Here is a 23,108-nt window from a genome sequence, read left to right on the forward strand (position 1 = left end):
CGCAATCTTGCTTTTTAATTTTTTTCGCTGAGCAGGAAGCTTTTAAACTGCGGCGACATCCAGGTTTTAAACCCCTCGCCCTCTTTTATAATCATATAGACCGCGAGTCCTTCACGACGCACCACCTCTTTGGCCTTTTCCGGACCGAGAACCATCAAACCGGTATCCCAACCGTCAGCCTCCAGCGCCGTTGGTGCGATTACCGTTACAGATACCAGGTTGTGTTCAATCGGACGACCAGTTTGCGGATCAATAACATGGGAAAGGCGCTTACCGTCCAGCTCATAATAGTTACGGTAGCTGCCGGAGGTGCTAATGCCATGCCCGTTAATGTCGACGATCGCCTGCACCGCGTTTTCGCGATCGGTCGGTTTCTGAATCGCGACTCGCCACGAAAGCCCGTCTGCATTCATACCGCGGCTGTTCAATGCTCCACCAACGGATACCAGATAACGGGCGATCCCTTCCTGCTCCATTAATCGTGCCAGATGATCGGCGGCATAACCTTCGCCAACGGTCGAGAGATCCATGTACAGCTCGGGCAAATCTTTTTGCAGGTAGTTCCGATGCGCCTCATTAACAACCTTCAGATGTGAAAGCCCGGTTTGCGCTTTTGCGACGTCAATTTGCGCCTGAGTGGGAATATGCACCGGTTGCTGATCCGGGCCAAAGCCCCACAGATTGACCAACGGACCCACGGTAATATCCATGGCCCCACCGGTTTTTGCGCCAATGCGTAGCGCTGAAGTCACGATATCGGCCATAGCATCATTAACCGGCCATGGCGACAGGCTTTTCGACAGGTTAAAGCGCATTAACGCAGAATCATTTTTATAGGTAGAGAGAAGCTGATCGTCGGCATCCAGCTGAGCCTGGATCTTCGCCTGCAGTTCCCCGGCGCGTTTGGCATCTACGCCCACCGCACTGACCCGCCAGAAAGTGCCCATGGTTTTACCTTCCAGAACGGTGGCAGGTTGTGTGGTCTGGGCAGGTTTCGGGGCTTCATCGCACCCGACAAAAAAGATCGTCACAGCCAGTAGTGCTGCGCGATAGAAATTCACTTCCATACGTAATTATCCTCATGCGAACGGGCGCAAGAGTACACCAAAAATCGTTGTTTGTACGACGAAAAAACGGCATTAAAAAAGGCCCCGCAGGGCCTTTTAACGACATGAGCGCAGATTAGAACTGGTAAACCAGACCCAGCGCTACGATATCATCGGTAGAGATGCGAGCATCACGGGTGAACTGGTTGTCATCCAGCAGGTTGATTTTGTAATCAACATAGGTAGACATGTTTTTGTTGAAGTAGTAGGTCGCGCCAACATCAACATATTTCAGGATATCCTGGTCGCCGTAACCATTGTTCAGGTCTTTACCTTTGGACTGCAGGTAAGCCACGGACGGACGCAGACCGAAGTCGAACTGGTACTGCGCAACAGCTTCAAAGTTCTGTGCTTTGTTAGCCCAGCCCAGGTTGCCCGCACGCGTTGCGTTGTAGGTCTGGGTGTACTGTGCTGCCAGGTAAACGTTATTCGCGTCGTATTTCAGACCGCCAGTGTAGGTTTCAGCACGGTCACCGGTACCGAAGTTCAGACGGTTCTGCTCGTCAGTACGTTTGGAGCTGGTGACTGCAGTACCCAGCGCGAAGCCTTCACCGATATCATAAGTGATAGATCCGCCAACGCCGTCGCCATTCTGACTCAGCGCATCACGACCGTTGCCGGTCACACCAGTCATACCTTCGCCTTCCGGGCTACCGTTTTTACCCTGGTACTGCAGGGCAAAGTTCAGGCCATCAACCAGACCGAAGAAGTCGGTGTTACGATAGGTCGCGAAGCCGTTACCACGCTGCTGCATGAAGTTGTCAGAACCGTAGGTGTCGCCGCCGAATTCCGGCAGAACGTCGGTCCAGGACGTTACGTCGTAAACTACGCCATAGTTACGACCGTAGTCGAAAGATCCTACGTCAGCGAATTTCAGACCAGCAAACGCCACACGGGTCCAGGAGTTGTTTTCGTTTTCAGAGGAGTTACCCTGAATCTGGTATTCCCACTGGCCGTAACCGGTCAGTTGGTCGTTAACCTGGGTTTCGCCTTTGAAGCCGATACGCATATAGGTCTGATCGCCATCTTTAGTGGAGTCATCAGAGAAATAGTGCAGACCGTCTACTTTACCGTACAGGTCTAATTTGTTGCCGTCTTTGTTATAAATTTCAGCCGCATTTGCTGCGCCTGCTACCAGCAGTGCTGGTACCAGGAGGGACAGTACTTTAACTTTCATGTTATTAACCCTCTGTTATATGCCTTTATTGCTTTTTTATGCCACTGCATACTGATTAAGCTCATTAACCAGTCGGCAACTTCATTCTCCGCAAAAACACAGAATAATCCAACACGAATATGATACTAAAACTTTTAAGGTGTTTCATTTATCTGCATAGATGTTTCAAAATATTAATACGAGGGAACTTTTTTAAAATCAAAAAACAGGCAAAATAAGCACAAATAATCAAGAACTGTTTTAATTAAATTTAAAATCAATAAGTTACATTGAAAATAGTTATAGCACTGAATGACAAAACAAAATCTTCACTCGCAACTAAAATAGACCCGCTATCATCATTAACTTTATTTATTACCGTCATTCATTCATGAATGTCTGTTTACCCCTATTTCAACCGAATGCTTCGCGTTCGGTTTTTTTTTACCCTTCTTTACACAAAACTTACCGTTCTGTGCTACCGATGCAAAACTATAACAACTATTAACTATCTCATTGCGTCGTATTCAGATATAAATCTGATTAATAATTTCTTGTTATTTAATGCTAAATGTATACGTTCCGTACAAATATTTGTACCCGCCTTTATCCACTGTACACCTTTGCATTGTCATAGCTGCAACAGAATGGAGCGTAAAAAATGCGGGCCATCCGGCGTGGTGTAAGTGTGGCAATTCATATATTACCCTTTATACTGCCCCATCATCTTTCGCGTCGTTTAACAGGTCATAAACACGAATGAGTCAGTCTGACACAACGGCTTCTACCCGATTCTCCCTGCTACCGGGAAGTATTACCCGTTTCTTCTTATTACTGATCGTTGTGCTGTTGGTGATGATGGGCGTTATGGTCCAGAGCGCCGTCAACACCTGGTTAAAGGATAAGAGCTATCAGATTGTCGATATCACCCATGCCATTCATAAAAGGGTCGATACCTGGCGATACGTGACCTGGCAAATCTATGACAATATTGCCGCCACGGCCAGTTCACCTGGTGCAGAAGGACTGCAGGAAACGCGTCTGAAACAAGACGTCTATTATCTTGAGAAACCGCGCAGAAAGACCGAGGCGCTGATTTTCGGTTCCCATGACAGTTCTACGCTGGAGATGACCCAACGCATCTCAACCTATCTTGATACGCTGTGGGGCGCGGAAAATGTTCCGTGGTCTATGTATTACCTGAATGGTCAGGACAATAGCCTGATCCTTATTTCAACGTTGCCGCTAAAAGATCTGACTTCCGGTTTTAAAGAGTCGACGATTGGTAATATTGTCGATTCACGGCGCGCGGAAATGTTACAACAGGCCAATGCACTGGATGAACGTGAAAGCTTCTCTTCACTGCGCCGTCTGGCATGGCAGAACGGGCATTACTTCACGCTACGCACGACCTTTAATCAGCCTGGACATCTGGCAACGGTTGTCGCCTTTGACCTGCCGATTAATGACTTGATCCCACCCGGCATGCCGCTGGACAGCTTCCATCTGGTTCCAGATGCCACGTCAACAACCGAGCATCTGAATGAAAAAGAGTCGCCTGACAGCGTCAGCATTAATTTCAACAACAGTAAAATTGAGATCTCTTCGGCGCTAAACTCAACGGATATGCGGCTGGTGTGGCAGGTTCCGTTTGGCTCATTGCTGCTCGACACCTTACAAAGCATTCTGCTGCCGCTGTTACTCAACATTGCTTTGTTGGCCCTGGCGCTGTTTGGCTATACCACCTTTCGCCACCTCCCTGCCCGTTCCACCGAAGTGGCACCAAACCTTGCGGCAAATAATGAACTGCGTGTTCTGCGCGCCATCAATGAAGAGATTGTTTCTTTGCTGCCTCTGGGCTTGCTGGTGCACGATCAAGAAGCAAACCGCACGGTTATCAGCAATAAAATTGCCGACCACCTGCTACCGCATTTAAATTTGCAAAACATTACCAGTATGGCGGAGCAGCATCAGGGGGTGATTCAGGCCACCATCAATAATGAGCTGTATGAGATCCGGCTGTTCCGTAGCCAGATCTCATCGAGAACGCAGATCTTTATTATTCGTGACCAGGACCGCGAAGTGCTGGTTAATAAGAAGCTGAAGCAAGCGCAGCGACTGTATGAGAAAAACCAGCAGGCCCGGGCGGCCTTTATGCAGAATATCGGCAGCGCACTGAAAGACCCGGCGAAAACACTTGCCGCTAATGCTGCCGCACTGAATAGCCCGGACAGCCAGAAACTGGCCAATCAGGCAGACGTTCTGGTGCGTATGGTAGATGAAATCCAGTTGGCCAACCTGCTGGAAAGCGACGCCTGGAAAAGTGAATCGACGCTGTTTTCCGTGCAGTCGTTAATTGATGACGTGGTTCCGGAGGTTCTGCCAGCCATTAAACGTAAAGGGCTGCAGCTACTGATTAAAAATCACCTTAGCGCCCATGATGAACGCCGCGGCGACCGCGATGCCCTGCGCCGTATTTTGCTGTTGCTGATCCAATATGCGGTAACCACCACGCAAATTGGCAAAATCACGCTGGAAGTCGACCAGGATGAGTCGGAGACTGAACGCCTGACCTTCCGCATTCTGGATACCGGGCAAGGTGTCACGTTGAATGAAGTTGATAACCTGCACTTCCCGTTCATCAATGACACCCAGGGCGATCGGTATAGCAAGGCCAACCCGCTGACGTTCTGGTTATGCGATCAGCTCGCCCGCAAGCTAGGTGGACACCTGAACATTAAAGCGCGGGAAGAACTTGGAACACGTTATATAGTCCATGTTAAAATGCCGCTGCACGATCAACATGCTGAAAGTGAAGAGCGTTTGTTAGATGACGTCTGCATAATGGTTGATGTCACCTCTAATGACGTACGCAGCATCGTATTACGCCAACTGGAGAACTGGGGAGCAACCTGCATCACGCCTGATGAGCGGTTGAATAGTCAAGAATATGATCTCTTTTTAACAGATAATCCGTCTAATCTTACTGCCTCAGGCCTTCTTTTAAGCGATGATGAGTCTGGCGTGCGGAAAATTGGCCCTGGTCAGCTGCGCGTCAACTTTAATATGAGCAATGCTATGCAGGAAGCTGTCCTCGAGCTGATAGAAGAGCAGCTGGCACAAGAAGAGATCCAGGAACTCCCCCTCGGCGGAGATGAAAACGCCGAACTTCATGCCAGTGGTTACTATGCACTCTTTGTAGACACAGTACCGGATGATGTTAAGAGGTTGTATACTGAGGCAGCAACCAGCGATTTCGCTGCGTTAGCCCAAACGGCCCATCGCCTGAAAGGCGTGTTTGCCATGCTTAATCTGGTACCCGGCAAGCAGTTATGTGAAGCGCTGGAACATCTTATTCAAGAGAAAGATGCTCCAGGTATAGAAAAATACATCAGCGACATTGACGATTACGTCAAGAGCTTGCTGTAGCAAGGTAGCCCAATACATGAACACTATGAACGTAATTATTGCCGATGACCACCCGATTGTACTGTTCGGTATTCGTAAATCACTTGAGCAAATCGAGTGGGTAAACGTTGTCGGCGAATTTGAAGACTCCACTGCACTGATCAACAATTTGCCTAAGTTAGATGCTCATGTGTTGATTACCGACCTCTCCATGCCGGGAGATAAATACGGTGACGGGATCACGTTAATTAAGTATATCAAGCGCCATTTCCCGAGCCTGTCGATTATTGTTCTCACCATGAACAACAACCCGGCAATCCTGAGCGCGGTGCTGGATCTCGATATTGAAGGAATTGTCCTGAAGCAAGGCGCGCCAACAGATCTGCCGAAAGCGCTTGCCGCGCTGCAGAAGGGTAAGAAATTCACCCCAGAAAGCGTTTCTCGTCTGCTGGAAAAAATCAGCGCCAGCGGCTACGGCGACAAACGTCTGTCACCGAAAGAGAGCGAAGTTCTGCGCCTGTTTGCCGAAGGTTTCCTGGTTACTGAAATCGCGAAAAAACTCAACCGCAGTATTAAAACCATCAGCAGCCAGAAAAAGTCGGCAATGATGAAACTCGGTGTGGAAAACGATATCGCCCTGTTGAATTACCTTTCTTCCGTCACGCTGAGTCCGTCAGACAAAGAGTAATTCTTTTAACATCGACGTGCCTGATGGCACGGCGTTTATCAGGCCTACGAATGACACGATGTTGTGCGTGTTACGTAGGCCGGATAAGGCAAACGCCCCATCCGGCCTCTTTTATTCCCGCGCCTTTCTCACTCTTTCCGCATAGACCGTCAGCGTTTGCTTCAATACATCTAACGTCACCGGCTTAGACAGACAGCTATCCATACCTGACTCCAGACAACGCTGCTTCTCTTCAGCCAGCGCGTTGGCCGTCACGCCGACAACCGGCAGGGTTAATCCTAACTGGCGAATACGCTGGGTCAGACGATAACCATCCATGTTCGGCATGTTAACGTCGCTCAGCACGATGTCGATATGGTTTTTACTCAGTACATTGAGTGCGTCCACGCCGTCATTCGCGGTTTTACACTGATACCCCAACGATCCCAACTGATCGGCCAGTAAACGCCTGTTGATAGGATGATCGTCGACCACCAGAATCATCATGTCATCGTTAGTTGCAGCAACTTTATCCGGGGCTGGCAACGCCGTTGAAAGCTCTTCACTGCTCAGCTCAAGGCTGTAGATATGCGCCAACAGCGCGGGCAATTCGTGAGGCGATGCCACGCTGTGCACCCACTCCCCAGGCCCCCTTTCCAGCGGAATACCGATATGACGACGGCAGAAAATCACCGCGGCGCGTCCCTGCCACGCCTGCTCCAGCACATCGTCGGCAATCAGCAGGTCATCCGCATCCGGTTGCTGTCCCTCATAGCACTGCACCGTCATCCCGTTACGCGCCAGACTGGATTCAATAAACTGGTACAGCGACGCGTTACGCACCGCCAGCCAGCAACGTTTGCCGACAAGCCCTTCGATACCTTTTTTCAGCGGGTACTGCGCGCCATAAAGCGGAATACGCAGCATAAACTGGCTACCCATTCCCGGTTCAGAATCGACGGAAATATCCCCATCCATCATGCTGATCAGTTTTTCACAGATAGCCAAACCAAGCCCGGTTCCCTGGAAATTACGCTGTACGCCGGTTCCCACCTGGAAGAAAGGATCGAACAAGCGGACGACCTCTTTAGCTGGGATCCCAACCCCGGTATCACGCACGCGAATACTGAGATAGTCTTCGTTACACTGCACGTGCAGCACAATGCAGCCGGTATCGGTAAACTTGATAGCATTACTCAGCAGATTGGAAATCACCTGCTGCAAACGCATAGGATCACCATTGAGCGCCACCGGTACATTCGGGTCGATAAAGCAGTACAACCCCAGCTGTTTGCGAACCACCAGCGGCAAATAGTTAGCCGTAATATGATTCATTACTTCACGCGGTGAAAACTCGCGCGGTTCAATCTTCAGCTGTTCAGATTCAATTTTCGAGAAATCGAGAATATCGCTGATAATCTTCAACAGCAGGCTGGAAGAGTTGTTCATCGCCGTCACCAGGCGATCCACTCCGTTGGGTAACTCTTTGGTTTGCAACAAATCAAGGTTACCGATAATGCCATACAGCGGCGTACGCAGCTCGTGGCTTACCGTCGCAAGGAACATCGATTTGGACTGGCTCGCCTGCTCCGCCGCCTGCGCCATCTCCTGCAACGACTCTTCCATTTTAACGCGCGCGCTGATGTCAACCAGCACACAAATTGCCACGTTTTCATTACGATAGCGCGAGTGCACAAAGCTGATTTGCAGATTGGTATTGTTGCTGGTCAGCACATCAACAAAATTGACCTGCTGGCCGCAGATAATTTGCGTTAACCGTTGCCGGTCTTCATGCGTTAGCATGTTGAGATAGGTGTGCGCCAGCTCATTACTCAGGATGTTAATGCCATCTATCGTACGCAGAATACAAATCCCAACCGGCGCGGAAGCCACGATTTTACGGTTAAACTGCTCGTGCTCTTCCAGACGCTGGGCATCGCTTTCCGCAGGAATAAAAATGCGTCGCTCATACATGCGCGTGAGCATAAATAACGCCGCGCCAACCAGCACATTCAGCAGAATAGCGTTCAGGATCATCATGCGGATCCGCTCCAGTACCAGGTCAACCGGTACGGAGTACACAATGCTTAGCGATGACGGTGGCAGGTTTTTCTTCAGCACCAGTTCGTGAAAACCCGACGTATAGCCAAACCAGGAGCGCTCCTGCATCCAGCGAGGTTCAGCCTTAATATTCCCCTCAGGGCCGGTGAGCGAAATCAGCGCATGACCATTTTCATCAAGGATGGTCACTCCCATCGGCAAACTGCCCGGCGTGAAAAAGTTCTCCATGCGGATAGGCTGTTCCACACCCAACAGCGCCTGCAGGCGATTAGCGAGATAAACCGGCGTCAGCGCATAGAAATAGCCTATCCCCGGCCGCGGCCCCTGGCTAATCCAGAACAGGTTATTACCATTTTCGTCCTGCGGTGCATTGCGATACTTAATAATGCGCTCATGCAGCGCCTTCAACGCCCCGTCACGTTCGACAGGCATATCACGCAGACCGAAATTGGCCATGCAAAGGTTGTCGCTGCCGATCAGGAACACACGATTCAAATCATAGGCCGCGGAAAAGTTATCCCGCCAGTAGCGCATAAACCACGCCAGCGATTCCAGCGAACCTCGCCAGGCGTTGCCCATCACCGAGCAGTCGGAGTCGGCAAACAGCGGCTCGAAGTTTGGCACGGCGGTTTTATCATCCCGCGCGCGCAACGACATCACGCCGTTTTCCGCCGTTAAGCGATTCTCCGCGATATATTTCAGCTCTTTAATCACATCAGAGGTGCGCTGAATGTAACGTTGGGCCTGATCGGAACTGAGGTTAAGCTCCTGGTGAATCTCGGACTCTCTCTGGTGCAGCGCATTCACGATGTAGAAAACGGAGGCAAATGCGATTAGCCCCCAGATCAGGAGCGCCAACGCCCTGAACAGATAGCGTGAGACTTTTAGCGTTGAATGAACGGAAGCAAGGTATTTCAAAGGGGCGAAGCTCCGCCTCAGGGCATTAATAGAGTGTGGTTAAGGTAGCGGTAAATGTCCGGCGTCGCAATGCCCTCTCTTTACGGGAATATGATACACCGCTCTGAAACCATTGTCTTAACCCGTGATAATCGTCGTTTGCCTGAAAAACACTGCACGGATGTCAGAATGCGCGACCTGAGATGGCTGGCTCGTCGGTTATACCCACGACGATTACGCAACCAAATGATCATGATGGCCATCCTGATGGTCATCATTCCGACGATATCTATAGGTTATATCGTAGAAACTGAAGGCCGTTCAGCAGTCTTATCTGAAAAAGAGAAAAAACTGTCATCGGTGATAACCCTGCTAAACGATGCGCTGGGCGACCGCTTTAGTCACTACCCAAATTTGCCGCGTGAAGCACGCATTCGCGCGCTTAATCAAGAGTTGGCCCCCATCACCGAGCGCATTACGCAAGCGTTTCCCGGCATTGGCGCCGGGTATTATCACAAAGCGCTGGATGCCATTATCACCTACGCCCCCTCCGCGCTTTACCAAAGCAACGTAGGTATCACCATCACCGAGGATCATCCCGGACGCGAAGTGATGAGTAGCAACGCGCCTGTGGTCTATTCCGGGCGACAGGTTCGCGGCGACATACTCAATTCGATGATCCCAATAGCGCGCCAGGGAGAGGTTATTGGGTATATCTGGGCCAATGAGCTCACCGAAGATATCCGCCAGCAGGCCTGGAGAATGGACGTCAGGATTATTGCCGTACTGGTTGCCGGGCTCATCTGTAGCCTGCTGCTCATCGTGCACTTCTCACGTCGACTCAGTGCGAATATCGACATCATCACCGATGGGCTTTCCACGCTGGCACAAAAAACCCCTACCCGATTGCCTGAACTCCCCGGCGAGTTAGGACAAATCAGCCGTAGCGTCAATGCGCTGGCACAAACGCTACGGGAAACCAAAACCCTTAACGATCTGATCATTGAAAATGCCGCAGATGGCGTGATCGCCATCGACAGGCAAGGTGACGTTACCACCATGAACCCGGCGGCAGAGCAGATAACAGGCTACACGCTGCATGAGCTGGTCGGACAGCCCTATGCGACGCTCTTTGCCAATACGCAGTTTTATAGCCCGGTACTGGACACCCTTGAGCACGGTACTGAACATGTGGCCCAGGAGATTAGCTTTCCAGGACGAGAACGCACCATTGAGATCAGTGTAACCACCAGTCGGATCCATAACGCACACGGCGAGCTGATTGGCGCGCTGGTTATTTTCTCCGATTTAACCGCCCGTAAAGAGACCCAGCGTCGACTGGCGCAAACCGAAAGGCTTGCCACCCTGGGTGAGCTGATGGCCGGCGTCGCGCATGAAGTGCGAAACCCGCTGACCGCAATTCGTGGGTACGTCCAGATCATCCGCCAGCAAACCTCGCTGCCGGAACATCAGGAATATTTATCTGTTGTGCTGAATGAAATTGATTCCATCAATAAAGTTATTCAACAACTGTTAGATTTCTCACGACCACGACAAAGCCAGTGGCAACAGATTCGGCTCAATGCGCTCATTGAAGAGACGCTAATCCTGGTGCAAACCGCTGGCCTGCAGGCACGGATCGCCTTTACAACGGAATTAGATCCCAGCCTGCCGCCGATCGTCGCCGATCGCGAGCTTCTCAAACAGGTGATCCTCAATATTTTAATCAATGCGGTGCAGGCGATCGCTGCGCGAGGCGAAATTCGCATCCGTACCTGGCAATACTCGGCCTCGCAACAGGCCGTGATGATTGAAGATAATGGCAACGGTATCGATCTCGCCATACAGAAGAAAATATTCGATCCCTTTTTTACGACAAAAGCATCAGGCACCGGTCTTGGACTGGCGCTGAGCCAGCGCATCATCAACGCGCATCAGGGGGATATCCACGTAACCAGCCAGCCTGGCTGCGGGGCGATATTCACTCTGATTTTACCTCTTAACCCGCAGGGAAATCCGTCAGAATGAAAACGACCTATCGTATTCTCATCGTTGATGATGAAGAAAATGTTCGCCGTATGCTTGCCACCGCATTTTCCCTGCAAGGGCATGAGACACATTGCGCCAGCGACGGGAAAGCCGCGCTGAGCCTGTTTAGCGAAACGCAGCCAGACGTGGTGCTGATGGACATTCGCATGCCGGAGATGGACGGTATCGACGCGCTGAAAGTTATGCGCACGCAGCAACCACGGATCCCCGTCATTCTGATGACCGCTTACGCTGAAGTAGAAACCGCAGTAGAAGCTTTACGTAGCGGCGCATTCGACTACGTGATTAAGCCCTTTGATCTCGACGAGCTAAGCATGGTGATTCAACGCGCATTGCAACTGCAGGAGATGAAACAGGAAATCCGCAATCTGCATAAAGCGTTGACCACCAGCTGGCAGTGGGGACATATTTTGACCACCAGCCCGCGTATGATGGATATCTGTAAAGACACGGCGAAAATCGCCCTCTCCCAGGCAAACGTGTTGATTAGCGGTGAAAGCGGCACAGGAAAAGAGCTGATCGCCCGCGCCATTCACTACAACAGCAAACGCGCCAATGGCCCCTTTATCAAAATTAACTGCGCGGCCCTGCCGGAGTCGTTGTTGGAAAGCGAGCTATTTGGTCACGAAAAAGGCGCGTTTACCGGGGCACAGACATTACGCCAGGGATTGTTCGAACGCGCTCATCAGGGAACTTTATTGCTTGATGAAATTGGCGAGATGCCGCTGGTGCTGCAGGCCAAGCTGCTGCGCATTTTGCAAGAGAGGGAGTTTGAACGCATCGGCGGGCACCAGACCATTCGCGTTGACATTCGAATCGTCGCCGCCACCAACCGCTGTCTGCAAACGATGGTGAAGGAAGGAACGTTTCGCGAAGACCTGTTTTACCGGCTCAACGTTATCCATCTGACTTTGCCGCCCTTACGCGAGCGTCGTGAAGATATTGCCTTATTAGCAAACCACTTTTTACAAAAATTCAGCTCTGAAAATCAGCGGGATATTATCGAAATCGACCCGACGGCGATGTCGATCCTCACCGCCTGGCCCTGGCCCGGTAACATTCGCGAACTGTCAAACGTCATCGAACGTGCAGTCGTTATGAATACCGGTGCGGTGATCTTTGCCGACGATCTCCCCGACCCGTTGCGCAACCCGGTTAGCGCCACAACAGAAACAAAACCGACTTACTCCGGGGAACGCAATCTGAAAGAAGAGATTAAACGTGAGGAAAAACGAATTATCCTCGAAGTCCTCGACAATCAGGACGGCAATCGCACCCGCACGGCGCTGATGCTGGGAATTAGCCGTCGCGCTTTAATGTATAAATTACAAGAGTACGGCATCGACCCATCGGGTTCCTGATACGCAAATTTGCTATGCAGAATTTTGCACACTGCGCAAAATTCTGCATAACCCCTCGTGGTCTCCTTTCACCAGGACCACAAAAACAAACCAATAAATTCAATCAATTAAACATTAATACGTTTCTTTAGTCATTCTGGCACCCTGCTTGCAATTCCCTGAGCGTACCCAAAATGGAGTATGCAAAAAGGGAAACATAATGAAAACAAAACTGATTACCTTACAAGACGCTGCGGGCTTCTTTCGTGACGGCATGACCATCATGGTCGGTGGTTTTATGGGCGTTGGCACACCACCTCGTCTGGTTGAAGCCCTGCTGGAGTCCGGCGTCAGAGATCTGACGCTGATTGCTAACGATACCGCCTTTGTCGATACCGGTATCGGCCCCCTGATCGTCAATGGGCGGGTGAGCAAAGTGATTGCCTCGCACATTGGTACAAACCCGGAAACAGGTCGTCGCATGATTGCCGGCGAGATGGATGTACAGCTGGTTCCGCAAGGTACCCTGATCGAGCAGATTCGCTGCGGCGGCGCGGGTCTTGGCGGCTTTCTGACCCCCACTGGCGTTGGCACCATCGTGGAAGAAGGCAAGCAAACCATGACGCTTGAGGGTAAAACCTGGCTGCTTGAACGCCCATTACGCGCCGATTTAGCGCTTATTCGCGCCCACCGCTCTGACATGCTTGGCAACCTCACCTACCAGCTCAGCGCCCGTAACTTTAACCCTCTGATTGCCCTCGCCGCTGACATCACGCTGGTCGAACCGGACGAAATGGTTGAAACAGGGGAGCTGCAGCCTGACCAGATTGTGACCCCCGCCGCCGTTATCGACCATATCGTCATTCCACAGGAGAGCTAATCATGGATGCTAAACAACGTATTGCGCGCCGGGTGGCGCAAGAACTTCGCGATGGCGATATCGTCAACTTAGGTATCGGCCTGCCAACGATGGTAGCCAACTACTTACCTGCTGATATTCACATTACGCTGCAATCTGAGAACGGTTTTCTGGGGCTGGGCCCAGTCACCACCGCCCATCCTGACCTGGTGAACGCGGGCGGCCAACCGTGCGGTATTTTGCCGGGCGCGGCGATGTTTGATAGCGCCATGTCGTTCGCGTTGATTCGCGGCGGTCATGTTGATGCCTGTGTGCTTGGCGGGTTGCAGGTCGATGAGCAGGCAAACCTCGCCAACTGGGTGGTTCCCGGCAAGATGGTGCCCGGCATGGGGGGCGCAATGGATCTGGTGACCGGTGCGCGTAAAGTCATTATCGCCATGGAGCATTGCGCAAAAGACGGCTCCGCAAAAATCCTGCGTCAATGCACCATGCCGCTCACCGCGCAGCATGCTGTGCATATGCTGGTCACCGAGCTGGCTGTATTCCGCTTTATAGATGGCAAGATGTGGCTGACTGAAATCGTCGAAGGATGCGACATCGCCACGCTATGTGAAAAAACCGAAGCACAGTTTGAAATTGCCGACGATCTGCGCATCCTGCGAGGTGACGCATGATTGGCCGCATCGCTCGCTTTATGACACGGGTAGTCAGCCGCTGGCTGCCCGACCCACTGATTTTCGCCATGTTATTAACGTTGCTGACCTTTGGCATCGCGCTGTGGTTAACGCCGCAGACCCCCATCAGCATGGTGAAATTCTGGGGTGACGGTTTCTGGAACCTGCTGGCGTTTGGTATGCAGATGGCGCTGATCATCGTAACCGGCCATGCGTTAGCCAGTTCCGGGCCGGTGAAAAGCCTGCTGCGTACGGCGGCATCCGCCGCCAAAACCCCCGCTCAGGGCGTCATGCTGGTGACTTTTTTTGGTTCAGTTGCCTGCGTTATTAACTGGGGATTTGGTCTGGTGGTCGGGGCGATGTTCGCCCGCGAAGTTGCTCGTCGGGTACCGGGTTCCGATTATCCGTTACTGATTGCCTGCGCCTACATCGGGTTCCTGACCTGGGGCGGCGGCTTCTCCGGCTCAATGCCTTTGCTGGCGGCAACGCCTGGCAACCCGGTCGAGCACGTAGCGGGCCTCATTCCTGTCGCGGATACCCTGTTCACCGGCTTCAATATTTTCATCACGCTCGGCCTGATTGTGGTGATGCCGTTTATCACCCGGATGATGACGCCAAAACCTTCAGATGTGGTGAGCATCGATCCGAAACTGTTACTGGAAGAAGCTGATTTTCAGAAGAAACTGCCGCCAGATGCGCCGCCATCTGAAAAACTGGAAGAGAGCCGCATTCTGGCGCTGATCATCGGTGCATTAGGGATTGCCTATCTGGGTATCTACTTTGCCGAGAAAGGTTTCAACATCACCATCAACACCGTCAACCTGATGTTTATGATTGCCGGTTTGCTGCTGCACAAAACGCCGATGGCCTATATGCGTGCCGTTAGTGCTGCCGCACGGAGTACCGCTGGGATTCTGGTGCAATTCCCCTTCTATGCCGGCATTCAGTTGATGATGGAGCACTCCGGCCTCGGTGGGCTCATTACTGAATTTTTCATCAACGTTGCCAACAAAGATACCTTCCCACTGATGACTTTCTTCAGTTCAGCGCTGATTAACTTTGCCGTGCCATCCGGCGGTGGCCATTGGGTTATTCAGGGACCGTTCGTCATGCCTGCCGCTCAGGCGCTGGGTGCCGATCTTGGCAAATCAGTCATGGCCATTGCCTACGGTGAGCAGTGGATGAACATGGCACAACCGTTCTGGGCGCTACCCGCGCTGGCCATCGCCGGTCTCGGAGTACGCGACATTATGGGCTACTGCATCACCGCCCTGCTCTTCTCCGGCGTCATTTTTGTTATTGGATTGACCTTGTTCTGACGGCAACAACTTAATTAAAGGAACTGAAAAATGAAAAACTGTGTCATCGTCAGTGCGGCACGTACCGCAATCGGCAGTTTTAACGGCGCACTGGCAACTACGGGTGCCGTCGAGCTTGGCTCAATCGTCATTAGAGCCGCTCTTGAACGCGCGCACCTTGACCCACAGCGCGTGGACGAGGTGATTATGGGCAACGTGCTGCAGTCAGGACTCGGGCAAAACCCAGCGCGTCAGGCATTATTAAAAAGCGGCCTGTCCGACACCGTTTGCGGCTTTACCGTCAACAAAGTGTGCGGCTCTGGCCTGAAAAGCGTGGCGCTTGCCGCCCTCGCTATCAAGGCCGGACAAGCCCAGGCGATCGTCGCGGGTGGGATGGAAAACATGAGCCTGGCCCCCTACCTGTTAGACGCAAAAGCCCGCTGGGGCTATCGCCTCGGTGACGGGCAATTATCCGACGTGATTCTGCGCGATGGCCTGATCTGCGCCGAGCATGGTTACCACATGGGGATCACTGCAGAAAATGTTGCCAAAGAGTATGGCATCAGCCGCGAAATGCAGGATGAACTGGCTCTACAGTCGCAGCGTAAAGCCATTGCCGCAATCGAGTCTGGCGCATTTGAGGCTGAAATCGTGCCCGTCAGCGTGTCATCACGGAAGAAAACCATCATCTTTGAGCGTGACGAATTCCCCAAAGCTGACTCGACGGCCGAAGGCCTCGCCGCATTGCGTCCAGCCTTTGATAAAGCAGGAACCGTCACCGCAGGTAACGCCTCGGGGATCAACGACGGTGCAGCGGCATTAGTGATAATGGAAGAGTCCGCAGCACTGGAGGCTGGGCTGAAGCCACTGGCGCGAATCAAAGCCTGGGCCAGTGGCGGCGTAGCACCGGCTATGATGGGCATGGGGCCGGTTCCCGCCACGCTGAAGGCACTGCAACTGAGCGGCTTACAGCTTTCTGATATCGATCTGATCGAAGCTAACGAGGCATTTGCTGCTCAGTTTCTTGCCGTTGGTAAAACGCTGGGGTTTGATCCGCAAAAGGTTAACGTCAACGGTGGGGCAATTGCTCTGGGACACCCTATCGGCGCCAGCGGCGCACGAATACTGGTGACGCTGCTGCATGCGCTACAGGCACGGGATCAAACGCTTGGACTGGCCACGTTGTGCATCGGCGGCGGTCAGGGCATTGCGATGATAGTGGAGCGAATGAATTAAAAAAAAGGGCCGGATATTTCCGGCCCTTTTTATCACGTCTTAATTACTCTTCAGCGTCGTCCGCTGCATCGTCATCGCTTTCCGCTTCAGGCGCGATATCCTCGTCCCCTTCAGCAGCGCTACCGTCGATGGAGTCGAGCTCTTCATCATCAACCGGTTCAGCAACGCGTTGCAGACCCACAACGTTTTCATCTTCCGCAGTACGGATGAGGATCACGCCCTGGGTGTTACGTCCTACCACGCTGATTTCCGACACGCGAGTACGCACCAGCGTACCTGCATCGGTGATCATCATGATCTGGTCGGTATCTTCAACCTGCACTGCGCCGACAACGGAACCGTTGCGCTCGGTGACTTTGATGGAGATAACGCCCTGGGTCGCACGAGACTTGGTCGGATACTCTTCCGCCGCCGTACGCTTACCGTAGCCGTTCTGGGTAACGGTCAGGATAGCACCTTCACCGCGCGGAACGATCAGCGATACCACGCTGTCGCTTTCCGCCAGTTTGATACCGCGTACGCCGGTCGCGGTACGTCCCATCGGACGAACAGCCCCCTCTTTGAAGCGCACCACTTTACCGGCAGCAGAGAACAGCATAACTTCGTCACTACCAGACGTCAGGTCAACGCCAATCAGCTCATCGCCTTCGTTCAGGTTAACCGCAATGATACCGGCAGAACGCGGACGGCTGAACTCGGTCAGCGCTGTTTTCTTCACGGTACCGCTGGCGGTTGCCATGAAGACGTTGACGCCTTCTTCGTACTCACGTACTGGCAGAATTGCGGTGATACGTTCGTTAGCTTCCAGTGGCAGCAGGTTGACGATAGGACGTCCACGCGCACCACGGCTTGCTTCCGGCAACTGATAAACCTTCATCCAGTACAAACGACCGCGGCTGGAGAAGCAGAGGATCGTGTCATGGGTGTTGGCCACCAGCAGGCGGTCGATAAAGTCTTCTTCTTTAATTCGTGCTGCAGATTTGCCTTTACCGCCACGACGCTGCGCTTCGTAATCGGTTAACGGCTGATATTTCACGTAGCCCTGATGAGACAAGGTCACGACAACATCTTCCTGGCTAATCAGATCTTCGATGTTGATGTCAGCGCTGTTCGCGGTGATTTCGGTCCGACGTGCGTCGCCGAACTGTTCACGAATCAGCTCCATCTCTTCACGGATGACTTCCATCAGACGATCGGCGCTGCCCAGAATGTGCAGCAGTTCAGCGATCTGCTCCAGCAGCTCTTTGTATTCGTCGAGCAGTTTTTCGTGCTCAAGGCCGGTCAGTTTCTGCAAACGCAGATCCAGAATGGCCTGGGCCTGCTGTTCAGTCAGGTAGTACTGACCGTCACGCACGCCAAATTCCGGTTCCAGCCATTCAGGACGCGCGGCATCATCGCCGGCACGTTCCAACATGGCAGAAACGTTACCCAGCTCCCACGAACGCGCGACCAGCCCTGCTTTCGCTTCTGCCGGGGTCGGCGCACGGCGGATCAGTTCGATGATCGGATCGATGTTCGCCAGCGCAATCGCCAGTGCTTCAAGGATGTGCGCACGGTCGCGGGCTTTACGCAGTTCAAAGATAGTACGGCGGGTTACGACTTCACGGCGGTGACGTACAAACGCAGCAATAATATCTTTCAGGTTCATGATTTTCGGCTGTCCATGGTGCAACGCAACCATGTTGATACCGAAAGAAACCTGCAGTTGGGTCTGGGAGTAGAGGTTATTCAGAACCACTTCCCCGACTGCGTCGCGTTTCACTTCAATCACGATGCGCATACCGTCTTTGTCAGACTCGTCACGCAGCGCGCTGATACCTTCAACGCGTTTGTCTTTTACCAGCTCGGCGATTTTCTCGATCAGGCGCGCTTTGTTCACCTGATACGGAATTTCATGGACGATGATGGTTTCACGGCCAGTTTTGGCATCCGCTTCGACTTCCGCGCGCGCGCGGATGTACACTTTGCCACGGCCGGTACGGTAGGCTTCTTCAATACCACGACGACCGTTGATGATCGCGGCGGTCGGGAAGTCCGGACCCGGAATATGTTCCATCAGCCCTTCAATGCTGATGTCTTCATCGTCAATGTATGCCAGGCAGCCGTTGATCACTTCCGTCAGGTTGTGCGGCGGAATGTTGGTCGCCATACCTACCGCGATACCGGACGAGCCGTTCACCAGCAGGTTAGGAATTTTGGTTGGCATGACGTCAGGAATTTGTTCGGTGCCGTCGTAGTTATCGACGAAATCCACCGTTTCTTTTTCCAGGTCAGCCATCAGCTCATGGGCGATTTTCGACATACGGATTTCCGTATAACGCATCGCCGCTGCGGAGTCGCCATCGACAGAACCAAAGTTACCCTGACCATCTACCAGCATGTAACGCAAGGAGAATGGCTGCGCCATACGAACAATGGTGTCGTAAACGGCGGTATCACCATGAGGGTGGTATTTACCGATTACGTCACCAACGACACGGGCAGATTTTTTATAGGCTTTATTCCAGTCGTTGCCCAATACGTTCATGGCGTAAAGTACGCGACGGTGAACCGGCTTCAGGCCATCTCGGACGTCCGGCAGCGCACGGCCAACAATGACCGACATCGCATAATCCAGATAGGAGCTCTTCAGCTCTTCCTCAATGTTGACCGGTGTAATTTCTCTCGCAAGGTCGCTCATCTAACCGCTATCCCTCTACTGTATCCCGGATTCAAAGGTCGCAAATTATAACACATCCGTGCAGATTCAGGTAAATGGATTCCCCCTGACAGAGGCTTTATTCATCCCGTCAGGCTGATATACTCATTTGCATCGCAAATTTAGGAGTAGAAGCCCCAATGAATGCCGAAAAACCTCCGGTAACTCACAACGTTGATCAGGAAGAAATTGCCAAGTTTGAAGCAGTCGCGTCACGCTGGTGGGATCTTGAGGGTGAATTTAAGCCACTGCACCGTATTAACCCGCTGCGCCTGGGCTATATCACGGAGCGCTCAGGCGGCCTGTTTGGTAAAAAGGTACTCGACGTCGGCTGCGGCGGCGGCATTCTGGCAGAAAGCATGGCGCGCGAAGGCGCAACCGTCACCGGTCTGGACATGGGCTTTGAACCGTTACAGGTAGCAAAACTGCATGCGCTGGAGAGTGGTATCCAGGTGGAATACGTTCAAGAAACGGTTGAAGAACATGCGGAAAAACATGCGCATCAGTATGACGTTGTGACCTGCATGGAAATGCTGGAGCACGTACCGGACCCGCAGTCGGTGGTCAGGGCATGCGCCAGACTGGTCAAACCGGGCGGCGAAGTGTTTTTCTCCACGCTTAATCGCAACGGCAAATCCTGGCTAATGGCGGTGGTCGGCGCGGAATATATTTTGCGTATGGTGCCGAAAGGCACGCATGATGTGAAAAAATTCATTAAGCCGGCTGAACTGTTAGAGTGGGTTGACCAGACCGTACTGAAAGAGCGTCATATGACCGGCCTGCACTACAACCCGATCACCAACAGTTTTAAACTCGGCCCCGGCGTTGATGTGAACTATATGCTACACACTACCGCGCAAGCAGATTAACCCCCTCCACCCGGCCGGATAAGGCGTGCAACGCCGCAATCCGGCACAGTGCCTGATAGTGCGCAGCTTTCGGGCCTGCGCATCGCCTACCAATCCTGAGTAGGATCGTCAGGGCAATTTTTGCGCCAGGTCATAAGAACTTACCTTGCCTTAGATGAAGAAATCAGCACTCGATCAAATTTTCTATTTTTTTTCTCAATTATTGACATCCTCGCCAGGCCTTATAAGACGCGCACTTAGCGATTATTACCCTTTTGCAACCTCAATTTAACCTCAAAATCAACTCTTGTACTGAAAAGAATCCCTACTAGAATACTCACCATATAGCGTCTACTTTATCAAACAACCCCTACATATAGTATTTATCCACAGACTTAGTCACAACATGACTTTGTGGATAATATGGGGGATATTTTTTCTTTCACGGACAGGTAAAAAACCACATGAATCAGAGTCTGCTGGTGACAAAGCGTGATGGTAGTACAGAGCGCATCAATCTCGACAAAATCCACCGAGTTCTGGATTGGGCGGCAGAAGGACTGAATAACGTATCGATTTCTCAGGTCGAGTTGCGCTCCCACATTCAGTTTTATGACGGTATCAAGACATCCGATATCCATGAAACAATCATCAAAGCTGCCGCCGACCTGATCTCCCGCGAGGCACCGGATTATCAGTACCTGGCTGCTCGCCTGGCGATTTTCCATCTGCGCAAAAAAGCCTACGGCGAGTTTGAACCGCCGAAACTGTTCGACCATGTCGTGAAAATGGTTGAAATGGGCAAATACGACAATCATCTGCTGGAAGACTACACGGAAGAAGAGTTCAAGCAGATGGACTCGTTCATCGTACACGACCGTGATATGACCTTCTCCTACGCTGCGGTGAAGCAGTTAGAAGGTAAATACCTGGTACAAAACCGTGTTACCGGTGAGATTTATGAAAGCGCGCAGTTCCTCTACATTCTGGTAGCGGCCTGCCTGTTCTCTAACTATCCGCGTGAAACGCGTCTGCAATACGTAAAACGTTTCTACGACGCCGTTTCTACGTTTAAAATTTCGCTGCCGACGCCGATTATGTCCGGCGTGCGCACCCCTACCCGTCAGTTCAGCTCCTGCGTACTGATCGAGTGCGGCGACAGCCTGGACTCCATCAACGCCACCTCCAGCGCGATTGTGAAATACGTTTCCCAGCGCGCCGGCATCGGTATCAACGCCGGTCGCATCCGTGCGCTGGGTAGCCCGATCCGCGGCGGAGAAGCGTTCCACACCGGTTGTATTCCGTTCTACAAGCACTTCCAGACCGCGGTAAAATCCTGCTCCCAGGGCGGCGTACGCGGCGGTGCTGCAACGCTGTTCTACCCAATGTGGCACCTGGAAGTTGAAAGCCTGCTGGTCCTGAAAAACAACCGTGGCGTCGAAGGCAACCGCGTGCGTCACATGGACTACGGCGTACAGATCAACAAACTGATGTACACCCGTCTGCTGAAGGGCGGCGACATCACGCTGTTCAGCCCGTCCGACGTCCCGGGCCTGTATGATGCGTTCTTCGCTGACCAGGACGAATTCGAACGTCTGTACACCAAATATGAAAACGACGACAGTATCCGCAAGCAACGCGTGAAAGCCGTTGAACTGTTCTCTCTGATGATGCAGGAACGTGCCTCTACCGGGCGTATCTATATTCAGAACGTTGACCACTGCAACACCCATAGCCCGTTTGATCCAATTGTCGCTCCGGTGCGCCAGTCTAACCTGTGCCTGGAAATCGCCCTGCCGACCAAACCGCTGACCGACGTTAACGACGAAAACGGCGAAATTGCGCTGTGTACGCTGTCCGCATTTAACCTCGGTGCTATCAACAGCCTGGACGAGCTGGAAGAGCTGGCCGAATTGGCGGTGCGCGCGCTGGATGCGCTGCTCGATTATCAGGATTATCCAATTCCTGCCGCCAAACGCGGCGCGATGGGTCGCCGTACGCTGGGTATTGGCGTGATCAACTACGCCTACTGGCTGGCGAAAAACGGTAAGCGTTATTCTGACGGCAGCGCGAACAACCTGACTCACAAAACCTTTGAAGCCATTCAGTATTACCTGATGAAAGCCTCTAACGAGCTGGCGAAAGAGCAAGGCGCGTGCCCGTGGTTTAACGAAACGACTTACTCCAAAGGTATTCTGCCGATCGATACCTATAAAAAAGATCTCGATGCTATTGTCAACGAGCCGCTGCATCTGGATTGGGAACAACTGCGTGAATCCATCAAAACGCACGGTCTGCGTAACTCCACGCTGTCAGCCCTGATGCCCTCGGAGACCTCTTCGCAGATCTCTAACGCCACCAACGGTATTGAACCACCGCGCGGCTATGTGAGCATCAAAGCGTCGAAAGACGGTATTCTGCGCCAGGTCGTGCCGGACTACGAACACCTGCACGACGCGTACGAACTGCTGTGGGAAATGCCGAACAACGATGGCTATCTGCAACTGGTAGGTATCATGCAGAAATTTATCGATCAGTCGATTTCCGCCAACACCAACTATGATCCGTCGCGCTTCCCATCCGGAAAAGTACCGATGCAGCAGTTGCTGAAAGACCTGCTCACCGCCTACAAATTTGGTGTCAAAACGCTGTATTATCAAAACACCCGTGACGGTGCGGAAGATTCTCAGGACGATCTGGTGCCGTCCATTCAGGACGATGGCTGCGAAAGCGGCGCATGTAAGATCTGATGAACGATGCCGGGTGGCACCAGGCTCACCCGGCCTACAGTAGCTTGGTTTGTAGGCCGGA

At 52.3% G+C, this 23,108-nt stretch carries 14 protein-coding genes; 10 read left to right on the forward strand and 4 right to left on the reverse strand.

The genetic code is table 11. The annotated features are described in order from the left end of the window. Window positions 1-14: 14 nt before the first annotated feature. Complete coding sequence (apbE, locus tag OGV65_RS21935) at window positions 15-1,067, reverse strand: FAD:protein FMN transferase ApbE (RefSeq protein ID WP_286455415.1); 1,053 nt, start codon at window positions 1,065-1,067, stop codon at window positions 15-17. Window positions 1,068-1,182: 115 nt separating this feature from the next. After that, window positions 1,183-2,283 carry a porin OmpC gene (locus OGV65_RS21940; RefSeq protein WP_016153787.1) on the reverse strand — a complete coding sequence of 367 codons (1,101 nt, stop codon included), beginning with the start codon at window positions 2,281-2,283 and terminating at the stop codon, window positions 1,183-1,185. A 738-nt stretch (window positions 2,284-3,021) separates the two neighbouring features. Here OGV65_RS21940 and rcsD point away from each other — a divergent pair. Together rcsD and rcsB are read left to right on the forward strand one after the other, a co-directional pair. Beyond that, window positions 3,022-5,691, forward strand: a complete 2,670-nt coding sequence (gene rcsD / locus OGV65_RS21945; protein ID WP_016157016.1) for a phosphotransferase RcsD — start codon at window positions 3,022-3,024, stop codon at window positions 5,689-5,691. A gap of 16 nt (window positions 5,692-5,707) precedes the next feature. Further along, window positions 5,708-6,358 carry a response regulator transcription factor RcsB gene (rcsB, locus tag OGV65_RS21950; protein WP_003027592.1) on the forward strand — a complete coding sequence of 217 codons (651 nt, stop codon included), beginning with the start codon at window positions 5,708-5,710 and terminating at the stop codon, window positions 6,356-6,358. Window positions 6,359-6,469: 111 nt separating this feature from the next. On the opposite strand, the gene rcsC is transcribed toward rcsB, so the two are convergent. After that, the gene (gene rcsC / locus OGV65_RS21955) at window positions 6,470-9,316 is read right to left on the reverse strand and encodes a two-component system sensor histidine kinase RcsC (RefSeq protein WP_019077260.1); all 2,847 of its coding nucleotides are present in this window, start codon (window positions 9,314-9,316) and stop codon (window positions 6,470-6,472) included. A 168-nt stretch (window positions 9,317-9,484) separates the two neighbouring features. Between rcsC and atoS the strand changes: the two genes are divergently transcribed. The 6 genes from atoS to OGV65_RS21985 all read left to right on the forward strand — a co-directional run bounded on the left by atoS (window position 9,485) and on the right by OGV65_RS21985 (window position 16,751). Further along, on the forward strand, window positions 9,485-11,323 hold the full coding sequence (gene atoS / locus OGV65_RS21960; RefSeq protein WP_286455416.1) for a two-component system sensor histidine kinase AtoS: 1,839 nt from the start codon (window positions 9,485-9,487) through the stop codon (window positions 11,321-11,323). Further along, the gene (gene atoC / locus OGV65_RS21965; RefSeq protein ID WP_019077262.1) at window positions 11,320-12,705 is read left to right on the forward strand and encodes an acetoacetate metabolism transcriptional regulator AtoC; all 1,386 of its coding nucleotides are present in this window, start codon (window positions 11,320-11,322) and stop codon (window positions 12,703-12,705) included. The genes atoS and atoC overlap by 4 nt, the downstream gene beginning before the upstream one ends. A gap of 199 nt (window positions 12,706-12,904) precedes the next feature. After that, window positions 12,905-13,564, forward strand: a complete 660-nt coding sequence (gene atoD / locus OGV65_RS21970; protein ID WP_016153792.1) for an acetate CoA-transferase subunit alpha — start codon at window positions 12,905-12,907, stop codon at window positions 13,562-13,564. A 2-nt stretch (window positions 13,565-13,566) separates the two neighbouring features. After that, window positions 13,567-14,217 carry a 3-oxoacid CoA-transferase subunit B gene (locus tag OGV65_RS21975; RefSeq protein WP_016157021.1) on the forward strand — a complete coding sequence of 217 codons (651 nt, stop codon included), beginning with the start codon at window positions 13,567-13,569 and terminating at the stop codon, window positions 14,215-14,217. Further along, window positions 14,214-15,536: a TIGR00366 family protein gene (locus OGV65_RS21980; RefSeq protein ID WP_016153794.1), complete on the forward strand. Its 1,323-nt coding sequence runs from the start codon at window positions 14,214-14,216 to the stop codon at window positions 15,534-15,536. Before OGV65_RS21975 ends, OGV65_RS21980 begins: the two co-directional genes overlap by 4 nt. Window positions 15,537-15,566: 30 nt before the next feature. Beyond that, window positions 15,567-16,751: an acetyl-CoA C-acetyltransferase gene (locus tag OGV65_RS21985; protein ID WP_286455417.1), complete on the forward strand. Its 1,185-nt coding sequence runs from the start codon at window positions 15,567-15,569 to the stop codon at window positions 16,749-16,751. A gap of 43 nt (window positions 16,752-16,794) precedes the next feature. Here the strand turns inward: OGV65_RS21985 and gyrA are convergent, their stop codons facing one another. Next, entirely contained in the window at window positions 16,795-19,431 is a 2,637-nt protein-coding gene (gyrA, locus tag OGV65_RS21990) for a DNA topoisomerase (ATP-hydrolyzing) subunit A (RefSeq protein WP_046275481.1), read from the reverse strand. Window positions 19,432-19,589: 158 nt separating this feature from the next. Here gyrA and ubiG point away from each other — a divergent pair, with 158 nt between their 5' ends. Together ubiG and nrdA are read left to right on the forward strand one after the other, a co-directional pair. Beyond that, window positions 19,590-20,318 carry a bifunctional 2-polyprenyl-6-hydroxyphenol methylase/3-demethylubiquinol 3-O-methyltransferase UbiG gene (ubiG, locus tag OGV65_RS21995; protein ID WP_016157023.1) on the forward strand — a complete coding sequence of 243 codons (729 nt, stop codon included), beginning with the start codon at window positions 19,590-19,592 and terminating at the stop codon, window positions 20,316-20,318. Between the two features lie 443 nt (window positions 20,319-20,761). Continuing rightward, window positions 20,762-23,047: a class 1a ribonucleoside-diphosphate reductase subunit alpha gene (gene nrdA, locus OGV65_RS22000; RefSeq protein ID WP_016153798.1), complete on the forward strand. Its 2,286-nt coding sequence runs from the start codon at window positions 20,762-20,764 to the stop codon at window positions 23,045-23,047. Window positions 23,048-23,108: the final 61 nt, after the last annotated feature.

The organism is Citrobacter sp. Cb004 (assembly GCF_030337065.1).
Lineage (GTDB): Bacteria > Pseudomonadota > Gammaproteobacteria > Enterobacterales > Enterobacteriaceae > Citrobacter > Citrobacter braakii.

Bases quoted from the DNA above. Each gene is read 5' to 3' on its own strand.
- apbE (WP_286455415.1), bottom strand. From the start codon at position 1,067: ATGGAAGTGAATTTCTATCGCGCAGCACTACTGGCTGTGACGATCTTT.
- OGV65_RS21940 (WP_016153787.1), bottom strand. From the start codon at position 2,283: ATGAAAGTTAAAGTACTGTCCCTCCTGGTACCAGCACTGCTGGTAGCA.
- rcsD (WP_016157016.1), top strand. From the start codon at position 3,022: ATGAGTCAGTCTGACACAACGGCTTCTACCCGATTCTCCCTGCTACCG.
- rcsB (WP_003027592.1), top strand. From the start codon at position 5,708: ATGAACACTATGAACGTAATTATTGCCGATGACCACCCGATTGTACTG.
- atoS (WP_286455416.1), top strand. From the start codon at position 9,485: ATGCGCGACCTGAGATGGCTGGCTCGTCGGTTATACCCACGACGATTA.
- atoC (WP_019077262.1), top strand. From the start codon at position 11,320: ATGAAAACGACCTATCGTATTCTCATCGTTGATGATGAAGAAAATGTT.
- atoD (WP_016153792.1), top strand. From the start codon at position 12,905: ATGAAAACAAAACTGATTACCTTACAAGACGCTGCGGGCTTCTTTCGT.
- OGV65_RS21975 (WP_016157021.1), top strand. From the start codon at position 13,567: ATGGATGCTAAACAACGTATTGCGCGCCGGGTGGCGCAAGAACTTCGC.
- OGV65_RS21980 (WP_016153794.1), top strand. From the start codon at position 14,214: ATGATTGGCCGCATCGCTCGCTTTATGACACGGGTAGTCAGCCGCTGG.
- OGV65_RS21985 (WP_286455417.1), top strand. From the start codon at position 15,567: ATGAAAAACTGTGTCATCGTCAGTGCGGCACGTACCGCAATCGGCAGT.
- gyrA (WP_046275481.1), bottom strand. From the start codon at position 19,431: ATGAGCGACCTTGCGAGAGAAATTACACCGGTCAACATTGAGGAAGAG.
- ubiG (WP_016157023.1), top strand. From the start codon at position 19,590: ATGAATGCCGAAAAACCTCCGGTAACTCACAACGTTGATCAGGAAGAA.
- nrdA (WP_016153798.1), top strand. From the start codon at position 20,762: ATGAATCAGAGTCTGCTGGTGACAAAGCGTGATGGTAGTACAGAGCGC.